Source organism: Streptomyces sp. NPDC002206 (assembly GCF_053593595.1).
This window is the reverse complement of record NZ_JBSFCW010000031.1, coordinates 1-19,305: the sequence shown is the minus strand read 5'-3', so window position 1 is coordinate 19,305 and position 19,305 is coordinate 1. Positions and strand designations below refer to the sequence as shown.

Here is a 19,305-nt window from a genome sequence, read left to right as displayed (position 1 = left end):
TCAGCCGGGCGTGGTGATCACGCGTACTCCCGGCGGAGTACACCGTCGGCGCGGCTTGCGAGCGGGGTCGGGGGCAAGGGGCCGCGGCGGGCTCAGGCGCCGGTGCCCGTCGTGCTGCCGCCCCGGTCGCCGAGCAGTCCGACATGACGCGCCAGTTCACCGACGGCCTGCCGGAAGAAGGCCTCCCGAGCCTCGACGATCCGGTTGAACTGCCCGAAGATCTCGAAGGAGATCAGCCCGAAGAGCTGCGACCATGCGGCCACGAGCGGGGGGACCACCGCCGGGGGGAGGTCGGGGGCGAAGTCGGCGGCCATCCGTTCGGCCTCGGGGAGCAGCTCGGCGGCGAGCGGCGGCAGCGCGAGACCGTCCGTGCGATGGGCGTCGCCGACGATCGCGATGAGAACGAAGCCGACGCGGGAGGCGGGGCCGACCGTCGCCTGGGGCGCGCTGTAACCGGGCACCGGCGAGCCGTAGATCAGACCGTACTCATGGGGGTGGGCGAGGGCCCAGTCGCGTACCGCGCAGGCGACCGCGGTCCAGCGGGCGAGGTGGCGGGCAGGGGCGGACGGTCCTGCGCAGGATGCCTGGTCGGCGGCTTCGGCGGCCTCGCCCACGGCGTCGTACGCATCCACGATCAAGGCCGTGAGCAGCTCGTCGCGGCTGGGGAAGTAGCGGTAGAGCGCGGACGAGACCATCCCCAGTTCACGGGCGACGGCGCGCAGCGAGAGTCTTGCGGCGCCGTCGGCCGCGAGCTGCTTCCTAGCCTCGTCCTTGATGGCGGCGGTGACTTCGATACGGGCCCGTTCCCTGGCTCCTCGGATGGTGCTCATGGCGATCAGTCTGCCATGAACCTGGAGCACCGACTAATAACAAGAGCAGTGCTCTTGCATTTGAGCACCAAGTGCGCGCACACTGATCTCAAGCGAGAGCAGTGCTCACACTTTCCGAAGGGGATCTCGATGTCCGTGCACGTGCAAAAGCCCGGCTGGTTCACCGTCAACGTCTTCAACCGCACTGTCGCCTGGATCACCCGGCGCGGCATCAGCGTCTGGGGCTCGCGGGTCCTGGCCGTCCGCGGCCGCAAGAGCGGCGAGTGGCGCCGTACCCCGGTCAACCTCCTGACCGTGGACGGTCGACAGTACCTCGTCGCGCCCCGTGGCCACGTCCAGTGGACGCACAACATGCGCGCGGCCGGCGGCGGCGAGCTCCACCTGGGCAAGAAGGCCGACGTCTTCACCGCCACCGAGGTTCCCGACGACGAGAAGCCCGAGCTGCTGCGCGCGTACCTCAAGCGGTGGAAGGCGGAGGTCGGCGTCTTCTTCGGCGGCGTCGGCCCGGACTCGTCCGTCGAGGAGCTGCGCCGCATCGCCCCCGACCACCCGATCTTCCGGGTCACGATCGAGGCCTGACGGACCGGAGTACCTGCATCCGGCCCGGACCGGGCCTGCCTCGCCCTGCGCCGTCCCTCCGACCCGCCGCTGAGGACCTTCCAGCCCGTCCCGACCGCCCCCGGCCGATTCCGGTCCGCCTTTCCGAACCTTCCGGCCTCTCCAAACTCCTCCGGCCCGTCGGTCTGCAGGTCCGCCGGTGCGGACCCTTCCCCTGGTCCGTCAGCGGTCCATCGCCGACAGGGCACGCTGTGCCAGCGGATGCGAACGGACCAGCTCGGCCAGCGAAGTCGTCCCCCGGGTGATCCCGGCGAACGCCTTCCAGGCCGGGCGGAATCCGGTCAGCACCGCGTGCAGTATGCCGGGGCGGCGCTCGAAGAGCTTCAGCATGCGCCTGCCGACACCCATCTCGACGCCCAGTCCGGCCTTGATGGCGAACGCGTAGTTGAGCGCCTGACGGCGGGCGTCCACCGCGTCGTGCGACTCCGCGATCCGGACCGCCCACTCACCGGCGAGCCGCCCCGAACGCAGCGCGAACGAGATGCCTTCACGGGTCCACGGCTCCAGCAGGCCCGCCGCGTCGCCGCAGACGAGCACCCGCCCGCGCGACAGCGGCGAATCGTCGCTGCGGCAGCGCGTGAGATGACCGGAGGAGATCTTCGGCTCGAAACCGGCGAGGCCGAGCCGGGCGATGAAGTCCTCCAGATACCGCTTGGTCCCCGCGCCATCACCGCGCGCCGAGATCACACCGACGGTCAGGGTGTCGCCCTTCGGGAACACCCAGCCGTAACTACCGGGCATCGGGCCCCAGTCGATCAGTACCCGCCCCGCCCAGTCCTCCGCGACCGTGGCCGGGACCGGGATCTCCGACTCCAGGCCGAGGTCCACCTGGTCGAGCTTCACCCCGACATGGGCCCCTATGCGTCCCGCGCTGCCGTCGGCACCGACGACCGCACGGGCGAGGACGGTCTCGCCGCCGGCCAGCACCACGGCGACCGTGCGCCGGTCCGGGACCGCGGCGCCGTGCTGCTCGACCCGTGTCACCGTCACTCCGGTCCGGAGTTCGGCGCCCGCCTTCTGCGCCTCCTCGACCAGACCCGCGTCGAACTCGGGCCGGTTGATGAGCCCGAAGAGCATCCGCTTGGAACGGCGCGTCCGCGCCAGCCTGCCGTTGAGCGAGAACGTCACCGCGTGGATCCGGTCCTGCAACGGCAGTTCGAACCCGGGCGGCAGCGCATCACGCGAATACCCGATGATGCCGCCGCCGCAGGTCTTGTACCGGGGCAGTTCCGCCTTCTCCAGCAGCAATACCCGTCGGCCGGCAACCGCCGCCGCGTATGCCGCGGAGGCTCCGGCCGGTCCGGCGCCGACTACGACGACGTCCCACACGGACGACTCTTCCAGCTCACGTCCGGCGTCTGCGTTCTCGCTGCTCACGATGTGCTTCTGCTCCCGATCCCGACCAGTGGCCCACACTGCTCACGGCATCCTACGGCGCGTTGCGGCCGTCCCCCGCTGTGGGAGGATCGACCGTGTGTTCGCCATACATGCAACGCCGCACCCACGGCGTTCGTGCAGACGGATTCGTACACATAACGTCGCACCCACGAGGAGCGTGCCCATGACCGCCCATCCGATTTCCGAGACTGTCGCCTCGCTGATGCCTCGTGCCAAGGCGGAGCTGGCCGAGCTGGTGGCCTTCCAGTCGGTGGCGGATCCCGCGCAGTTCCCGAAGAGCGAATGCGAGGCGGCCGCCAACTGGGTCGCCGACGCACTGCGCGCCGAGGACTTCCAGGACGTCGCCCTGCTCGACACCCCCGACGGCACCCAGTCGGTCTACGGCTTCCTGCCCGGTCCGGCCGGCGCCCCGACCGTGCTGCTCTACGCGCACTACGACGTGCAGCCGCCGCTCGACGAGTCCGCCTGGCTCTCCCCGCCGTTCGAGCTGACGGAGCGCGACGGCCGCTGGTTCGGCCGCGGCGCGGCGGACTGCAAGGGCGGCTTCATCATGCACCTCCTCGCCGTGCGCGCGCTCAAGGCGAACGGCGGCGTCCCGGTCTCCGTCAAGGTGATCGCCGAAGGCTCGGAGGAGCAGGGCACCGGCGGTCTGGAGCGATACGCCGAGGCGCACCCCGATCTGCTGACCGCCGACACCATCGTCATCGGCGACACGGGCAACTTCCGGGTGGGCCTGCCGACGGTCACCGCGACGCTGCGCGGGATGACGATGCTCCGGGTCACGCTCGACACCCTCGAAGGCAACCTGCACTCCGGACAGTTCGGCGGCGCCGCGCCCGACGCGCTGGCCGCGATGATCCAGCTGCTGGCGTCGCTGCGCGCCGAGGACGGCACCACGACCGTCGACGGGCTCGCCACGGACGCCGACTGGGAGGGACTGCAGTACCCGGAGGCCGAGTTCCGCGCGGACGCGAAGGTGCTCGACGGTGTGGAGCTGATCGGCACCGGTACGGTCGCCGACCGCATCTGGGCCCGGCCGGCCGTCACCGTCATCGGCATCGACTGCCCGCCCGTGGTCGGCGCGACGCCGTCGCTGCAGGCGACGGCGCGGGCGCAGATCAGCCTGCGGGTGCCGCCGGGCCAGGACGCCGCCGAGGCGACGCAGCTGCTGACCGCCCATCTGAAGGCGCATGCCCCGTGGGGCGCACGGGTGGCTGTCGAGCAGGTGGGCCAGGGCCAGGCGTTCCGCGCGGACATCTCCAGCCCGGCGTACACCTCGATGGCGCAGGCCATGGAGACCGCCTACCCCGGCGAGAAGATGCAGTCGTCCGGCATGGGCGGCTCGATCCCGCTCTGCAACACTCTCGCGACGCTCTACCCGGAGGCGGAGATCCTGCTGATCGGCCTGAGCGAGCCGGAGGCCCAGATCCACGCGGTGAACGAGAGCGTGTCGCCCGAGGAGCTGGAGCGGCTTTCGGTCGCCGAGGCGCTGTTCCTGCAGAACTACGCGGAGTCCAAGCGGGCCTGATCCCGCATTGCCGTCTCCGGTCCCGACCGGGACCGGCCCCTGTACGAGCATGCGCTGACCGTGCCCGCGGCCCCACCGACCCGGGTGGACCGTGAGGTGGCCGACGGCGACGAGCTCGCCTTCGGCGGTGGGGCCCGCGTGGTCCGCTCCCCCGGCCACACCCCCGACTCCCTCACGGTCTATCTGCCGCACCACGGTGTGCTGTTCGCGGGGGACTGTGTGGCCGGGGTGGGCCAGGGGAGGCCAGGTGTTTTCAACGCCGACCGGGCCGAGGCCCTGGCCTCGTTCCGGCGGCCGGCCGCGCCGGTACCGTCCACCGTGCGCTTCGGCCCGGCAATCCGCTCACCATCGACGCGGCGGCGGTGCTGCGGGCGTCAGCCGACCGGGACTCCGGCTTCCAGGTTGAGCACGGTTGACCGCTCGCGGGCCCGCAAGGCCCAGCGGAGCCGTTCGTACCGGTTGGGCGGCAGCATCGTCGCGGCCTCCGCCTCGGTGACGAACCGCCAGCCGCGCAGTTCGGAGCCGGGCAGCCGCAGCCGGTCCGCTTCCTCGCGGCGCAGCAGGCCGCCGTCGAAGAGCAGCCGCAATCCTCCGTACCCGGGCGGGTTCGGCGGTTCCCAGTCGACGACCAGCAGTTTCGGTATCCGGTCGAGCTGTATCCCTATCTCCTCGGCCACTTCCCTTATCCCGGCCCGGGCCGGTGCCTCACCCGGCTCCACCACTCCGCCTGGGAACTCCCAGCCGGGCTTGTACGTGGGGTCGACGAGCAGGACCCGGTCGTGTTCGTCGAAGAGCAGCACCCCGGCGGCGAGGGTCTCGGCGGTCGGCTCGGGCGTCTGCACGATCTCGCACGCGCCGGCCGCTCCGGTGCGGACGGCCTCGGCGATGCGCTCGGCCGTCTCCTGCGGGGTCAGTGTGCTGGTGTCGATGGTATGGGCGTCCGCGGTGATCCAGTCGAGAGCCGCCCGGTAGGGCTCGATGTGCTCGTAGGCCCACTGCCGCACGCGTTCGCTCGCTTCCGGATCGTCCGGTACTTCCTCACGACCGGCGATCCGCTGCCGCAGGATCGTTTCCTCAGGTGAGAGCAGCACATGACGCACCGGAATGCGCCTGGAGGCGAGCCCTCCGAATATCTCGTCGCGGTACTCCTGCCGCAGCAGCGTCATCGGCACCACGAGCACCCCGGGCAGTTCGGCGAGCAGAGCCGCTGCGGTGTCCACCACCATCCGCCGCCAGATCGGCAGATCCTGGTAGTCGGTCACCTCGGCCAGTCTCTTCTGGGGCAGCAGGTACCGCAGCGCCCCGCCGATCAGTTCGGGGTCGTAGAAGGTGCTGTTCGGGATCAGATCGATCAGTTCGCGCGCGGCGCTCGTCTTGCCCGCGCTGAACGCACCGTTGACCCAGACGATCACGGTTCCCCCTCTTCCGTAGACCCCTGTGGCTTGCCCGCAACACCCTGCCGCGAAAACCCGACCGTGGCGATCCTGTTGCACGAACGGGGCCGCCGGAAGCCGTCGACGGGCGTCCCACCGTACGAGTCCGGACGTCCGCCCGGCCGTAACGACGGCGGCGGGAGGTCGTTGGAGCCGTCGAGGGCAAGGGGGTACACCGTGCGGCGCACAGTACTGGAGCGGTTTCCGGCGGGCGGTCCGCGGGGCAGCTGGCCTGCGGAGGAGTTCGCGGCAGCACGCCGTGGCGAGGGCATGGCGGCCGAGGTCGTGATGGACCTGGAGGAGGACGCGTTCCTGGTGGTCGTACCGCAGCAGTCGGCGGACCGGGGGCATTGATCCGGCTCGTGGGAGCCGCCGCCGGCCGGGAGGCGCTGTCCGCCGACGCTCCCTCACCCTCGCCCGGCCCCGGCGTGAGCCCCGCTCGGAGTGGAACTGCAGCAGCAGGACCACGAGCCCGGGCAGGACGGCAAACAGCCGCAGGCGGGGGGTCAGCAGGCACGATCGGATGCCGCGGGGAGCGCCCGGCGGTCGGCGCGCAGCGGGCAGCAGCAATCCATGTCGCTGGAGCGACGTCGCTCTCAAAGTTCGGAGAAGACGGAACGCGCGACGCGGAATCCTACGTCGTCGACCTGGAAGGTCGGGTGGCTCCGGCGCCGAACCGAGGCCCGGCAGCTCCAGTGCTCGTCGAACCACCCGCCGCCGCGCAGCACCCGATAGGTGCCGTAGACCTCGGCATCGTAGATGTCCCAGCACCACTCCCACACGTTGCCCAGCATGTCGTACAGACCCCACGCGTTGGGCTGCTTGCCGCCCACGTCGTGAATCCGCTCGCACGAGTTGCCGCGATACCAAGCGATCTCGTCGAGCCGCCCGTACCGCGCGTCGGCCGTACCGGCACGACATGCGTGCTCCCACTCGGCTTCGGTCGGCAGCCGGTATCCGTCAGCAGATGTGTCCCACTCGATGCCCTCGGCGTCGGCATCGAGGCGATAGACGGGCGTCAGCCCCTCGCGTCGGGACAAGGCGTTGCAGAACCGGACCGCGTCCCACCATGAAACGCCCTCGACGGGCAACCGGTCGCCGTGCCCACTGCTCGGCCGTCGACCGGTGATCTGTGCGTACTGCGCCTGAGTGGTCGGGAACGCACCCAGCCGATAGGGCGCAAGACCGGCCGACCAGCTCCGCTGCGTTCGCCGGTCCGACAACGTCACGCGGCCCGGCGCAACGGCAATCATCTCGTTTCCCGCGTTCACGTCCATGGGCAGGTGATCATAGTGGGCCATTGATCCAACGGCAGTGCCAACAGTCACTTGTGGGACGACGTCAGGAACTGACACGACCTCACATGCGGCCATCGCTCGAGGTCGAACACGTCACCATCCCCCTGTACCTCGCGCCTGGGACCGCTACCCCTTGCTCGACCCCAGCGTCAGCCCCGCGATGAAGTGGCGCTGGAGCAACAGAAAGACCACGAGTGTCGGCAGGGCGACGATCACCGAGCCCGCGGCCAGGAGGTTGTAGTCCGTGAAGAACTGCCCACGAAGGTTGTTGAGGGCCGAGGTGATGGGGAGCTTGTCGCCGTCGGAGACGAAGACCAGTGCCCAGAGGAAGTCGTTGTACATCCAGGTGAACTGGAGTGTGCCCAGCGCGGCGAGAGCCGGGCGGCACAGCGGCAGGGTGATCCGCCAGTACTGCGTCCAGACGCCCGCGCCGTCGACGATCGCGGCCTCCAGGATCTCCTGCGGCAGTGTGCGCATGAAGTTGGCGAGGACGAAGACGCAGAAGCCGATCTGGAAGCCGATCTGCACGACGACGACGGCCCAGTAGGAGTCGTACATCGTCATCGAGTCGGACATCCAGTACGGCAGCGGGATACGGTTGAACACCACGTACAGCGGCGTCACGATCACCTGCTGCGGCAGCAGGTTCCCGGCTGTGAAGAGCATCAGCAGGACGATCCCGCCGCGCATTTTCAGCCGGGCCAGCGCGAAGGCCACGAACGAGGCGAGGAAGAGCGTGACGAGTACCCCGGGGACCGCGATGATCATCGTGTTGACGAAGTACTTCGTCATCCCCGAGTCGGTGAACGCCTGCCGGTAGTAGTCGAACGAGAGATGCTTCGGCAGCGAGAAGTAGCCGTACTCGGAGGTTTCGTCGTACGGCCGCAGCGAGGCGTACACCGCGAGCAGCAGCGGGGCGAGGAACGCGAGCGAGACCGCCATCAGGAAGGCGTGCACCCCGAGCCGGCCGGGGCGGATTCTGCGGCGCCCGACTGCGGGTGCCGAAGGCGCGGGTTGTGCGGCGGGGCGGGCGGGGGCGGTGTCGACGGTCATCGGTTCTTCTCCCCTCGGAGCTCCTGGACCAGGTACGTCACGACGAATCCGAGGGAGACGGTCAGCAGGACGACGGCGATGGCGGAGCCGAAGCCGACCCGGCTGGCCTCGCCGATGATGTTGTCGGTGACGAGCACCGAGAGCAGTTCGAGTCCATTGCGGCCGTGGTTGACGGCGTACACGATGTCGAAGGCGCGCAGGGACTCGATGACGGTGATGACGCCGACGATGACGTTGACCGGCCGCAGTGTGGGAAAGACGATGCGGAAGAAGGTCTGGGCCTCGTTCGCCCCGTCGATGGCGGCAGCTTCCTTCAGCGAGGGGTCGACGGCCTTGAGCCCGGCGAGGTAGAGGATCATCACATAGCCGGTGTGCCGCCAGGCCGCGGCGAGCAGGACCATCCAGATGTTGAGGTCCGGGTCGCCGAGCCAGTCGGTCGGCGACTCGGTGTCCCCGATGATCGCGTTGAGGGCTCCCTGGTCGCGGGAGAAGACGAGCTGCGCGATGAAGCCGACCACGGCGAGCGACAGCACGACCGGCATGTACAGCGTCGACTGGTAGAAGCGGCTGAACCGCACGCCCCGGTCGATGAGTACGGCGAGGAGCAGTCCGAACGGCGCGGCGACGAGGCCGAGGAAGGCCAGCCAGAGCAGGTTGTGCCGGGCGGCGGGCCAGAACTGCGGGTAGTTGGTGAAGAGGTTCGCGTAATTCTGCGTACCGACCCACTTGATGTCGCCGATGCCGTCCCAGCTGGTGAAGGAGAGCACGACGGAGGCGAGGGTCGGGCCCCACACGACGGCGATGTCGAGCAGGACCGGTATACCGAGCAGCAGACCGATGACGACGAGGTCGCGGCCGGAGAATCGCCGCGGCCCCCGTCGTTCGGTGCGCCGCCCCGAGAGGAACGACACGGTCGGTACTCCAGGTTCAGTCGGAGGCGAAGATGGTCTTCTTCTGCCGCTCGATGTCGTTGACCAGACCGTCCACATCGTTCGGGTTGCTGATGAACTTCTGGATGGCCGGGATCATGACGGTCGAGGCGAAGTCCGGCCGGGTGTCGCGGTCCAGGAACTGCGAGATCTGCTTCGCGCCGGAGACTAGCTCCACGGCCTTCTTCTGCAGCGCCGAGTACTGGGAGATGTCCGCCTGGTCGTTGACCGCGATGTTGTTGGGGTCACTCGTGAGGTAGATGTCCTCGGCCTTCCCGGTGGCCAGCCACTTCAGGAGGTCCTTGGCGCTCTCCACGCTCTTCTTGTTCTTGAGGTTCTTGGACTTCTTCGCCAGCAGGAAGCCGTCGATGGGGGCCTCGACCGCGTCCTGGCCGTGCTCCGGGTTGATGACCGGGAACGGGAAGAAGTCGATGTCCTCCTGCTCGCCCTTCGGGAACTGGGCACCGGGGTGCGGCAGTCCGAAGACCGCCATGCCGGCTTCCTTCTTCTGCAGGCTGGTCGCGGCCTCCTGCCAGGTGCGGCCGTTGGCGCCCTGCTGGCAGTACGGGAGGAGACGGCGCCAGGTGTCGAAGACTTCCTTGACCCGCTTGTCCGTCCAGGCTGCCTCGCCGGCCATCAGGCTCTTGTGGAACTCGTAGCCGTTGGTCCGCATGTCGATGTAGTCGAAGGTGCCCATCGCGGGCCAGCCGTCCTTGTCGCAGAACGCGATGGGGTCGAGCTTGTCCTTCTTCATCTGCTTGGCGAGCGCCACGTACTCGTCGAGTGTCTTGGGCGCCTGGTAGCCGCGGTCGGCGAAGAGGCTCTTACGGTGGAAGACGGCCCACGGGTAGTAGTAGTACGGCGTGAGGTACTGCTTGCCGTCCTCACCGGTGGACTGGGCCTTCAGCGCGTCCGAGAAGCCCTCGTAGTGCTCCCAGTTGTCACTGATGTCGTACAGCAGGCCCTTCTTGGCGAAGAACTGCATCCGGTAGCCGGCGAACCACATGAATACGTCGTCCGGATTGCCCTGCAGATACTTGTTGATGTTCTCCTGGAAGGTGTTGTGGTCAACGGTGTTCACCGCGATCTTGCGGCCACCGGACTGCGCCTCGTATGCCTTGAACGCCTCGGCGAACGCCTTCTTCGGAACGGGGTCGGACGAATTCGACCCCATGTGGATCGTCTTGCCGTCACCACCGGGGCCACTGCCGCATGCGGTGAGCAGCGAAGGCAGCGTGATCGCGCCCGCACCAACTGCTGCACCACGCAACAGATCTCGTCGGGACATCCGATGTCCTGCCACACTGCCCGGCACGCCTGAACTGTCGTACGAAGAGTGCGCCATGACCCCTCCTCCGGGATGCCAACCCAACACAACCGAACGTGCGATTGGATCTCACCTCCAAGCCTGGGTGCCGTCAAGGGTTTTGACGAGATGCCGAACAACCGTTACTGCTCCCCTTCCAACAGACTTCAACACGCCCTAACGTAATCGCGCGTCACTGGCGTGCGCATGACGTCATCCGATCCGGCACGAGTATGGAGGAACGTAACGATGCGTCATCTTCCAACCCGTACAACCCGCACAAGCCACAGAAGAGTCATCGGAGCGCTGACGGCCGGGCTGCTCTGTGCGGCAGGGGCAACCGCTCCCGCCGTGGCGGACTCACCGGCTCCGGCCACTGCGACGGCGGCCGCCCCGCAGTCCGGCAACGGGCTCGCGCTCACCCCGCCGATGGGGTTCAACAACTGGAACTCGACCCACTGCCGGGCCGAGTTCAACGAGTCGATGGTCAAGGGCATCGCCGACATCTTCGTCGAGAAGGGCCTCAAGGACGCCGGCTACCAGTACGTCAACCTCGACGACTGCTGGGCGAAGCCGCAGCGCAATGCGGACGGCAAGCTGGAGGCCGACCCGGTGCGCTTCCCGAACGGCATCGAGGCCGTCGCGGACTACGTCCACTCCAAGGGGCTCAAGCTCGGCATCTACACCAGCGCCGGCACGAAGACGTGCGACAGCGTCGGCCTGCCGGGTGCGCTGGGCCATGAGTACAGCGATGCGCAGCAGTTCGCCGACTGGGGCGTCGACTATCTCAAGTACGACAACTGCAACAACCAAGGCGTCAATGCGAAGCTGCGTTACACAACCATGCGTGACGCGCTGGAGGCCACCGGCTGTCCCATCGTCTACAGCATCTGCGAGTGGGGCGAGAACAAGCCCTGGGAGTGGGCCGCCGACGTCGGCAATCTCTGGCGCACGACGGGCGACATCAGCGACAGCTGGGGCAGCATGCTGTCGATCATGAAGCAGAACCTGCCGCTCGCCCCCGCCGCGGGACCGGGGCACTGGAACGACCCCGACATGCTCGAAGTCGGCAACGGCGGAATGACGGACACCGAGTACCGCACCCACTTCTCCATGTGGTCCGTGATGGCGGCGCCGCTGCTGATCGGCTCCGATCTGCGCAAGGCGACGCCGGAGACCTTCGAGATCCTCTCCAACCGAGAAGTCATCGCCGTCGATCAGGACCCGCTGGGCAAGCAGGGCACTGTGCTCTCCTCCACCGACGGACGGTGGGTCGTCGCCAAGGAGATGAAGGACGGCAGCCGGGTCGTGGCACTCTTCAACGAGTCCGGGAGCGCTCAGCGCATCTCGACGACCGCCGAGGCGGCGGGGCTGCCGCAGGCCGCTGCGTACACCATGCGCGACCTGTGGGAGCACGCGACGTACAACACGGCAGGCACCGTCTCGGCGACCGTCCCGGCACACGGCACGGTCCTGCTGCGCGTCGCCGCCGACCGCAAGTGGGCCGCGCACCCGCCCGCCGTGGAACTGGGCCTGAACGGCAACCCGTTGGTGGAGGCGGGCCGCACCGCACCGCTGACGACGACGGTCACCGATCTGGGCCGCACGCCCGCCAAGAGGGTGTCCACGGCGCTCACCGGCCCGTCGGGCTGGCAGATCAAGGCGCTGTCGCCGACCAGATCCGCGACCGTGCCGACCGGCAAGGCGCTGACCACGCGCTGGCAGGTGACGCCACCCGCGGGCGCCGCCACCGGCACGTACGATCTGACGCTCTCCGCCCAGTACCGCTCACCGGCCGGCACGCGGGTCCGGTCCTCGGTCCCGTTCCGGGCTCATGTGGTGGTGGCGCCACCTGCGGGCAGCAGCTATCTCAGCGATCTGCCGCAGCTCTCCGCGTCCAACGGCTGGGGGCCGGTCGAGAAGGACACCAGCAACGGTGAGAGCAATCCGGGCGACGGCAATCCGCTGACCATCGGCGGCACGGTCTTCGCCAAGGGGCTCGGGGTACACGCGCAGAGCACCGTCGAGTTCTACGCGGCCGGCGCGTGCAGCGCGGTGACCGCGCAGGTGGGCGTCGACGACGAGAAGGGCGCCAAGGGCACCGTGGCGTTCGAGATCTGGGCGGACGGCACGAAGGTGGCGTCGACCGGGGTGCTGACCAATGCGATGGCCGCGCAGCCGATCACTGCGGATGTGAGCGGTGCGCAGGTGGTACGTCTGGTGGTCACCGACGGCGGGGACGGGGTCGACTCCGACCACGCGGACTGGGCGGACCTGCGGATGGGGTGCTGAGCCGGATCGGCAGCCGAGGCCGGCCCGGTGCCGGGCCGGCCTCGGTCCGGACCTGGTGCCGAGTCCGGCGCGGGTGCCAGGTCCGGTACGGGAGCCGGGGTCGGTACGGGGGCCAGGTCCGGTACGGGTGCCGGGGGCGGTACGGGTGCCAGGTCCGGTACGGGAGCCGGGGTCGGTACGGGGGCCAGGTCCGGTACGGGAGCCGGGGTCGGTACGGGGGCCGGGCGGACGCAGCGTACGGACCTGGTGCCGAGTCCGGCGCGGGTGCCAGGTCCGGTACGGGTGCCAGGTCCGGTACGGGAGCCGGGGTCGGTACGGGGGCCGGGCGGGCGCAGCGTACGGACCTGGTGCCGCTTCCGGACCGGTTCCGGACATGGGCGCGACCACCGGGCGGGCCCGGCTGCCGGACCGCATCGATCAACGCGCGATTCCGAAGCAGGACCTGCCCGACAGCTGCCTCGCGTTCAGCCGGTCAGCGCCGCCGTGGCTGCCGTCCCGCCGGGCCTGACCGACGAGGCGGCGGCCGCTGCGCCCACCAGGCCGGCGTCCGTGCCCATCACCGCAGGGGCCACCGTGAGCTGCTGCACGAAGGAGAGCGTTGCGTAGCTGCGCAGGGCGCGGCGCAGCGGGGCGAAGAGGACGTCGCCCGCGCCCGCCACTCCCCCGCCGATCACCGCGATGTCGATTTCGACGAGCGTGGCGGTGGCGGCGATTCCGGCAGCCAGCGCCTGGGCGGCGCGCTCGAACGACGCGATGGCTACCGGATGTCCGGCCCGCGCGGCGGCGGCCACGGCAGCGGCGGTGGCGTCGCCGTCCGGGCCGGGCTGCCAGCCACCCTGCAGAGCGCGTCGCGCGATGTTCGGTCCGCTGGCGATCCGCTCGACGCAGCCGCGCGAACCGCACGGGCAAAGGTCGCCGTCCAGATCCACACTGATGTGACCGATGTGACCTGCATTGCCGGTGGGGCCCGGGTGAAGCTTGCCGCCGAGGACCAGCCCGCCGCCCACCCCGGTCGACACGACCAGGCACAGCGCGCTGTCATAACCGCGGGCCGCACCCAGCCAGTGCTCGGCAGCGGTCATCGCGACCCCGTCGCCGACCAGCTCGACGGGCAGCCCGCCGGCGGCCCTCCGTACCCGCTCCACCAGCGGGAAGTCGCGCCAGCCGGGAACGTTGACGGGGCTGACCGTACCCGCCGACGCATCCACCGGACCCGCGCTGCCGATACCGACGGCGGTCGCCCGCCCCCACAGCGGCGAGGCGGTCAGCTCGGTCAGCACATCCGTCACCGCACCCATCACCGTCTCGCCGCTCTCCCGGGCGGGCGTCGGCCGCTGCGCCCGTACGAGAAGCGCACCGGTGCCGTCCACCAGGGCGCCGGCGATCTTGGTGCCGCCGATGTCGAGCGCGGCGACGAGGTCGGTATGCATGGGTGTGGGCTCCGGATGGGTGAGGGGGCGGACCTGCATCTTCGGTAAATAGTCTGCATAGTCTCCAGTCAGCTGACAACGTTGTCCAGGGCCTATGCTCGACGCCACAGCCTCCGGCCCGCTCCGCAGCACCGACCGCGGGCCCGCCGGACAGCCCCGCACCCGACGACAGGACAGCGCACCGTGGCAGAGACCGCCCGTCATCACGAGCCCCGTTACGGCAACCGGCCGACCATGAAGGATGTCGCCGCCCGCGCCGGAGTGGGCCTCAAGACGGTCTCCCGCGTGGTCAACAGCGAGCCCGGAGTCACACCCGACACCGAGCGCCGGGTGCAGGAAGCGATCGAGGCGCTCGGTTTCCGCCGGAACGACAGCGCGCGAGTACTCCGCAAGGGCCGCACCGCCTCGATCGGCCTGGTCCTCGAGGACCTCGCCGACCCCTTCTACGGGCCGCTGAGCCGCGCCGTGGAAGAAGTCGCCCGCGCCCACGGCGCCCTGCTCATCAACGGGTCGAGCGCGGAGGACCCGGAGCGCGAGCAGGAGCTCGTGCTCGCGCTGTGCGCCCGCCGGGTGGACGGACTGATCGTGATCCCGGCCGGTGACGACCACCGCTATCTGGAACCGGAGATAAAAGCGGGCATCGCGACCGTCTTCGTGGACCGCCCGGCCGGCCGGATCGACGCCGACATCGTCCTCTCCGACAGCTTCGGCGGCGCCCGCGAGGGTGTCGCCCATCTGATCGCGCACGGCCACCGCAGGATCGGATTCATCGGTGACCAGCCCCGTATCCACACCGCCACCGAGCGGTTGCGCGGCTATCACGCCGCGATGGTGGACGCCGGGATCACGGTCCAGGACTCCTGGGTCTCCCTCGGCTCCACCGACCCCGCGCGGGTCCGGGCGGCGGCCGAGGCGATGCTCTCCGGCCCCGAACCCGTCACCGCCCTGTTCGCCGGCAACAACCGTGTGACGGTCACGGCGGTACGTGTGCTGGCGGACCGGGAGCGCCCGGTCGCCCTCGTCGGTTTCGACGACATCGAACTCGCCGACCTGCTGGGCATCACGGTCATCTCCCAGGACGCCGCGGCCGTGGGCCGGACGGCGGCCGAGCACCTCTTCCGCCGGCTGGACGGCGCGGACGACGCCCCGGCGCGGGTGGAGCTGCCGACGTCGCTCATCGCCCGCGGCTCCGGTGAACTGCCGCCTGCCTGAGCCGGGACGTCGACAGACAGATCGATGGACGCGCTGTTCGGCGGTGTCCTCTGCTCGCCTGTGCCCCGTGCCCTCGTCGGCCGGATCACACGCCGTACGGACCACGAACTGGTCGGCCCGAGCGGCGGGTGCGCCCGGTCCCTCAGCCCTTGCTGAGCCGTCCGAGCGCCAGCTCCGCAAGGAGCGCCGCCGCGTCACCCAGCACGGAGTCGTCGAAGACGGCTTCCGGGGAGTGGTTGTAGGGGGCTGTCGCGGGGTCGAGATCGGCGGGGCAGGCGCCGAGCATCAGATAGGCGGAAGGGATGTGCTGACCGATGAAGGCGAAGTCCTCGGCCCCGGCGATCGGGTTCGGCAGCTGGAAGTAGCGGTCGGCTCCGAACAGTTGGCCCACCGTGTCGGCCGCGTACGCCGCCTCGGCGGGGTCGTTGACGGTGACCGGGTAGCCCTCGTCGACGACTGCTTCCACGATCATCCCGTGCGACTCCCCGATGCCGCGTACGACCCGGGGCGCCTCCTCGCGTACACGGGCCCGTGCCTCCGCGGAGAAGGACCGGATGCTCGCGGAGAACACGGCCTCGTCGGGAATGACGTTGTGGGTGGTGCCCGCGTGGAAGCTGCCGACGGTCACGACAACCGGGTCGAAGGCGTCGAAGCGGCGGGTCACCATGGTCTGCAGGCCTGTTACGGCTTCACAGGCGGCCGGGATCGGGTCCAGGGCGCTGTGCGGACTGGACCCGTGTCCGCCGCGCCCGCGCACCGTCACGTCGAGGACATCGGCGGCGGCCAGGATCGGCCCGGGGCGGGTGCTGACGAATCCGTGCGGCAGCAGCGCGGACGCGACATGGAGGGCGTATGCGGCCACCGGCCTGGTGCCCGCAGCTTCGAGCACACCTTCGTCGATCATGACCCGGGCCCCGGCGTCGCCCTCCTCGCCGGGCTGGAACATGAACACCACGGTTCCGGCCAGTGCGTCGCGCCGCTCGCAGAGCAGCCGTACGGCGCCGACCAGTCCGGCGGTGTGCAGGTCGTGGCCGCAGGCGTGCATCACGCCGGGGATCTCGGAGGCGTACGGCAGCCCGCTGGTCTCCTGAACCGGCAGCGCGTCCATGTCGCCGCGGAGCAGCACCACCGGACCGGGCAGCGCGCCGCGCAGCACGGCCGTGACCGAGGCGAGCTGTTTGCCCAGGGTGATCTCCAGAGGCAGCCCGTCCAGCGCTGCCAGTACCTTCGCCTGGGTCAGCGGCAGTTCCAGGCCGATTTCGGGCTCCCGGTGCAGAGCGCGGCGCAGCGCGACCAGTTCGGGCAGGAGCGCGGCGGCGGATCCACGGAGGTCGGCGGTGCGGCGAGCTGCATCGGTCATGGCGTCTCCTCGCGAGTCGGTCCCCCTATCCTCACTGTTTTCCGCTCCCGTGCCACCCGGTCCTCACGAGCGCGACCGGCATGGCCGGGGAACTCTGCGTAAACCGCTTGTTGTCTCTGTCGTACGGTCACCAGGATTGCGCCATGCCTGCCTTCACCGCTCCCGACGGAACCGAACTCGCCTATCACCTCGTGGGCGAGGGCGAGCCACTGCTCGTTCTGCCCGGTGGTCCCATGCGCGCCTCCGCCTATCTCGGCGATCTGGGTGGCCTGTCGAGCCGGCACCAACTGGTCATGCTCGACCTGCGGGGCACCGGCGACTCAGGCATCCCCGCCGACCCGGCCACCTACCGCGTCGACCGTCAGGTGGCCGATGTGGAGGCCTTCCGCGAACACCTCGGTCTGGACCGGGTGGACGTTCTGGCGCACTCCGCGGGCGGCGATCTCGCGATCCTCCACGCGGCCCGGCACCCCCGGCGCATCCGGACCCTGACGCTGATCACTGCCCGTGCGCGTGCCCTCGGTGTCGACTTCACCGAGGAGCATCGTCGCGAAGCCGCCGCCCTGCGCACGGCCGAGCCGTGGTTCAAGACCGCGCGGGACGCGTACGAGGCAGTCTGGGCAGGCTCCGCCACCGACGCCGACTGGGATGCCATCGCCCCGTTCTTCTACGGGCGTTGGGACACGGCCGCCCAGGCCCACGCCGCAGCCGACGTCGAGCAGAGCAACTACGAGGCCGCGGACATCTACGCGTCCGACGGCGCCTTCGCCCCTGCCGCGGCCCGCGACGCCATCGCCGCGCTGGATGCCCGGGTGCTGATCCTTGCGGGCGAGCTGGACGGTGGTCCGCTTCCTCGCGTCGCGGCCACCGTCACACGGTTGTTCCCGAAGGGCGAACTCGCCGTCCAGCCGGGCGCCGGCCACTTCCCGTGGCTCGACGATCCCTTCTGCTTCGGCGGGACCGTCGAGACCTTCCTGCGGGGCTGACGGCACGGGCCGAAGCCCGTGCCTTCCTGAGGGGGCGACGGTACGGGCCTGAACCGCGCGCGCTACGGCGCCGTCACCGTCAGTCCCCCGCGCCGCGGCGAGGCGAAGGCGTCGAGGTCTGCCCGGGTCAGCCCCGTCAGGCGGGCGACCTCGGCGGCGTCCAGGGCTCCGCAGTCGATACCGCGCAGCAGATAGCCACTGAGGGCCTTTGCGGTGGCGGGCTCGTCCATCACATCGCCGCCCGCCTCGGCCACATATGCGGTGAGTCGGGCCGCGGCCTGTTCCAGGCCCTCGCGGTAGAAGGTGTAGACAGCCGCGTAACGGGTCGGCAGGTGGCCCGGGTGCATGTCCCAGCCCTGGTAGTAGGCGCGGGCCAGTGCGCGGCGGGTGAGGCCGTAGTGGAGTCGCCAGGCCTCGTGGACCTGGTGGGTGGGGCCGACAGGGAGGACGTTGGTCGAGCCGTCGGAGACGCGCACGCCGGTGCCTGCGGCAGCCACCTGCATGACGGCCTTGGCGTGGTCCGCGGCCGGGTGGTCGCTCGCCTGATAGGCGGCACTGACGCCGACACAGGCGCTGTAGTCGAAGGTGCCGTAGTGCAGGCCGGTCGCGCGCCCCCGCGCGGCGCCGATCATTCGGGCCACGGCGGCGGTGCCGTCGGCGGCCAGGATCGACTGGCTGGTCTCGATCTGGATCTCGAAGCCGAGTCGTCCCGACGGCAGACCGTGGGCCTCTTCGAAGGCTTCGAGGAGCCGGACGAAGGCGGTGACCTGTTCGGGGTACGTCACCTTGGGAAGGGTGAGGACCAGGCCGTCGGGGAGGCCACCCGCCTGCATGAGCCCGGTGAGGAAGATGTCCGTGGTGCGGATGCCCCGGTCGCGTACGGCGGCCTCCATGCACTTCATCCGGATACCCATGTACGGGGCCGCCGTGCCGTTCCGGTATGCCTCCGAGATCAGCCGGGCGGCTCGGGCTGCCGCCTCGTCCTCCTCGGCATCGGGCCGGGGTCCGTAGCCGTCCTCGAAGTCGATGCGCAGGTCCTCGACGGGCTCGCGGCTCAGCTTGGCGCGTACGCGGTCGTGGACGGGTGCGGCGAGCTCCTCCGGGATGCCGAGGACGGCTGCGAGCGAGGCCGCGTCGGGGGCATGTTCGTCGAGGGCCTTCAGCGCCTGGTCGCCCCAGGAGCGGATGGTGCCGGCAGTGAAGGTGTCGCCGGGGACGTAGACCGTGTGGACGGGCTGGCGGGTGCCGGGGTCTCCCGGGTAGCGGCGGGCGAGCTCGGCGTCCACTGCCGTGAGGGAGGCGCTGATCTCCTCGCTGACCGCACCGGCGAGGCTCGTTGCCACCTTCTCCTGCTGACCCATTTTCGGCACCCTCCACACTCTCGCTGTTTCCGCTTCCCGGAATCAACAATCCGTATAGTGAAGTTATAAGGCTGTCGGACCTGCGTCAACGGTGATCAGAAACGGTCCGGGGCCGCGCGGCGAGAACACACCACGCGGCCCCGAACCGTCGACAACGGGTACAGCTCCCCGGAGGATCAGCCCTTGCGGGTGTTGACCTCGTCGGTGAGCTGGGGGACGACCTGGAAGAGGTCGCCGACGACGCCGTAGTCGACGAGGTCGAAGATCGGGG

The 19,305-nt window shown here is 69.9% G+C and carries 16 protein-coding genes and 1 pseudogene; 7 read left to right on the top strand and 10 right to left on the bottom strand.

The window, feature by feature from the left end; genetic code table 11:
* Nucleotides 1-92: 92 nt before the first annotated feature.
* Nucleotides 93-830, bottom strand: a complete 738-nt coding sequence (locus tag ACWCP8_RS33535) for a TetR/AcrR family transcriptional regulator (protein ID WP_451120000.1) — start codon at nt 828-830, stop codon at nt 93-95.
* A gap of 129 nt (nt 831-959) precedes the next feature.
* On the opposite strand from ACWCP8_RS33535, the gene ACWCP8_RS33530 reads away from it, so the two are divergent.
* Entirely contained in the window at nt 960-1,409 is a 450-nt protein-coding gene (locus ACWCP8_RS33530; RefSeq protein WP_382843033.1) for a nitroreductase family deazaflavin-dependent oxidoreductase, read from the top strand.
* Nucleotides 1,410-1,610: 201 nt separating this feature from the next.
* Here ACWCP8_RS33530 and ACWCP8_RS33525 read toward each other — a convergent pair whose 3' ends face one another.
* The gene (locus tag ACWCP8_RS33525; RefSeq protein WP_352267203.1) at nt 1,611-2,825 is read right to left on the bottom strand and encodes a geranylgeranyl reductase family protein; all 1,215 of its coding nucleotides are present in this window, start codon (nt 2,823-2,825) and stop codon (nt 1,611-1,613) included.
* 184 nt (nt 2,826-3,009) lie between these two features.
* On the opposite strand from ACWCP8_RS33525, the gene ACWCP8_RS33520 reads away from it, so the two are divergent.
* Both ACWCP8_RS33520 and ACWCP8_RS33515 read left to right on the top strand, forming a co-directional pair.
* Nucleotides 3,010-4,374, top strand: coding sequence for a M20/M25/M40 family metallo-hydrolase (locus ACWCP8_RS33520; protein ID WP_451119997.1), 1,365 nt, complete (start codon nt 3,010-3,012; stop codon nt 4,372-4,374).
* 24 nt (nt 4,375-4,398) lie between these two features.
* Nucleotides 4,399-4,790: pseudogene (locus tag ACWCP8_RS33515) on the top strand (MBL fold metallo-hydrolase); the annotation flags it as partial.
* Here ACWCP8_RS33515 and ACWCP8_RS33510 read toward each other — a convergent pair.
* On the bottom strand, nt 4,749-5,786 hold the full coding sequence (locus tag ACWCP8_RS33510) for an NUDIX hydrolase (RefSeq protein WP_352267205.1): 1,038 nt from the start codon (nt 5,784-5,786) through the stop codon (nt 4,749-4,751). The pseudogene ACWCP8_RS33515 and the gene ACWCP8_RS33510 sit on opposite strands and share 42 nt — an antisense overlap.
* Nucleotides 5,787-5,984: 198 nt before the next feature.
* On the opposite strand from ACWCP8_RS33510, the gene ACWCP8_RS33505 reads away from it, so the two are divergent.
* Nucleotides 5,985-6,161, top strand: coding sequence for a hypothetical protein (locus ACWCP8_RS33505; RefSeq protein WP_267006746.1), 177 nt, complete (start codon nt 5,985-5,987; stop codon nt 6,159-6,161).
* A 242-nt stretch (nt 6,162-6,403) separates the two neighbouring features.
* Here the strand turns inward: ACWCP8_RS33505 and ACWCP8_RS33500 are convergent, their stop codons facing one another.
* The 4 genes from ACWCP8_RS33500 to ACWCP8_RS33485 all read right to left on the bottom strand — a co-directional run bounded on the left by ACWCP8_RS33500 (nt 6,404) and on the right by ACWCP8_RS33485 (nt 10,375).
* Nucleotides 6,404-7,084, bottom strand: a complete 681-nt coding sequence (locus tag ACWCP8_RS33500; RefSeq protein WP_451119994.1) for a formylglycine-generating enzyme family protein — start codon at nt 7,082-7,084, stop codon at nt 6,404-6,406.
* Between the two features lie 147 nt (nt 7,085-7,231).
* Nucleotides 7,232-8,158: a carbohydrate ABC transporter permease gene (locus ACWCP8_RS33495; RefSeq protein ID WP_326602023.1), complete on the bottom strand. Its 927-nt coding sequence runs from the start codon at nt 8,156-8,158 to the stop codon at nt 7,232-7,234.
* Entirely contained in the window at nt 8,155-9,069 is a 915-nt protein-coding gene (locus ACWCP8_RS33490) for a carbohydrate ABC transporter permease (RefSeq protein WP_352267206.1), read from the bottom strand. Before ACWCP8_RS33490 ends, ACWCP8_RS33495 begins: the two co-directional genes overlap by 4 nt.
* A 16-nt stretch (nt 9,070-9,085) precedes the next feature.
* Nucleotides 9,086-10,375 (bottom strand): ABC transporter substrate-binding protein, encoded by a 1,290-nt coding sequence (locus ACWCP8_RS33485; protein ID WP_451119992.1) that lies wholly within the window; start codon nt 10,373-10,375, stop codon nt 9,086-9,088.
* Nucleotides 10,376-10,642: 267 nt separating this feature from the next.
* Between ACWCP8_RS33485 and ACWCP8_RS33480 the strand changes: the two genes are divergently transcribed.
* Nucleotides 10,643-12,685 (top strand): NPCBM/NEW2 domain-containing protein, encoded by a 2,043-nt coding sequence (locus ACWCP8_RS33480; protein WP_451119990.1) that lies wholly within the window; start codon nt 10,643-10,645, stop codon nt 12,683-12,685.
* Nucleotides 12,686-13,149: 464 nt separating this feature from the next.
* Here the strand turns inward: ACWCP8_RS33480 and ACWCP8_RS33475 are convergent, their stop codons facing one another.
* Nucleotides 13,150-14,115: an ROK family protein gene (locus ACWCP8_RS33475; protein ID WP_451119988.1), complete on the bottom strand. Its 966-nt coding sequence runs from the start codon at nt 14,113-14,115 to the stop codon at nt 13,150-13,152.
* A gap of 183 nt (nt 14,116-14,298) precedes the next feature.
* Here ACWCP8_RS33475 and ACWCP8_RS33470 point away from each other — a divergent pair, with 183 nt between their 5' ends.
* The gene (locus ACWCP8_RS33470; protein ID WP_030975253.1) at nt 14,299-15,327 is read left to right on the top strand and encodes a LacI family DNA-binding transcriptional regulator; all 1,029 of its coding nucleotides are present in this window, start codon (nt 14,299-14,301) and stop codon (nt 15,325-15,327) included.
* Nucleotides 15,328-15,469: 142 nt separating this feature from the next.
* Here ACWCP8_RS33470 and ACWCP8_RS33465 read toward each other — a convergent pair whose 3' ends face one another.
* On the bottom strand, nt 15,470-16,687 hold the full coding sequence (locus ACWCP8_RS33465; RefSeq protein ID WP_352267210.1) for a M20 metallopeptidase family protein: 1,218 nt from the start codon (nt 16,685-16,687) through the stop codon (nt 15,470-15,472).
* 143 nt (nt 16,688-16,830) lie between these two features.
* On the opposite strand from ACWCP8_RS33465, the gene ACWCP8_RS33460 reads away from it, so the two are divergent.
* On the top strand, nt 16,831-17,673 hold the full coding sequence (locus ACWCP8_RS33460) for an alpha/beta fold hydrolase (protein WP_451119986.1): 843 nt from the start codon (nt 16,831-16,833) through the stop codon (nt 17,671-17,673).
* A 62-nt stretch (nt 17,674-17,735) separates the two neighbouring features.
* Here the strand turns inward: ACWCP8_RS33460 and ACWCP8_RS33455 are convergent, their stop codons facing one another.
* On the bottom strand, nt 17,736-19,034 hold the full coding sequence (locus ACWCP8_RS33455) for a DUF6986 family protein (RefSeq protein WP_451119984.1): 1,299 nt from the start codon (nt 19,032-19,034) through the stop codon (nt 17,736-17,738).
* Between the last annotated feature and the right edge of the window lie 271 nt (nt 19,035-19,305).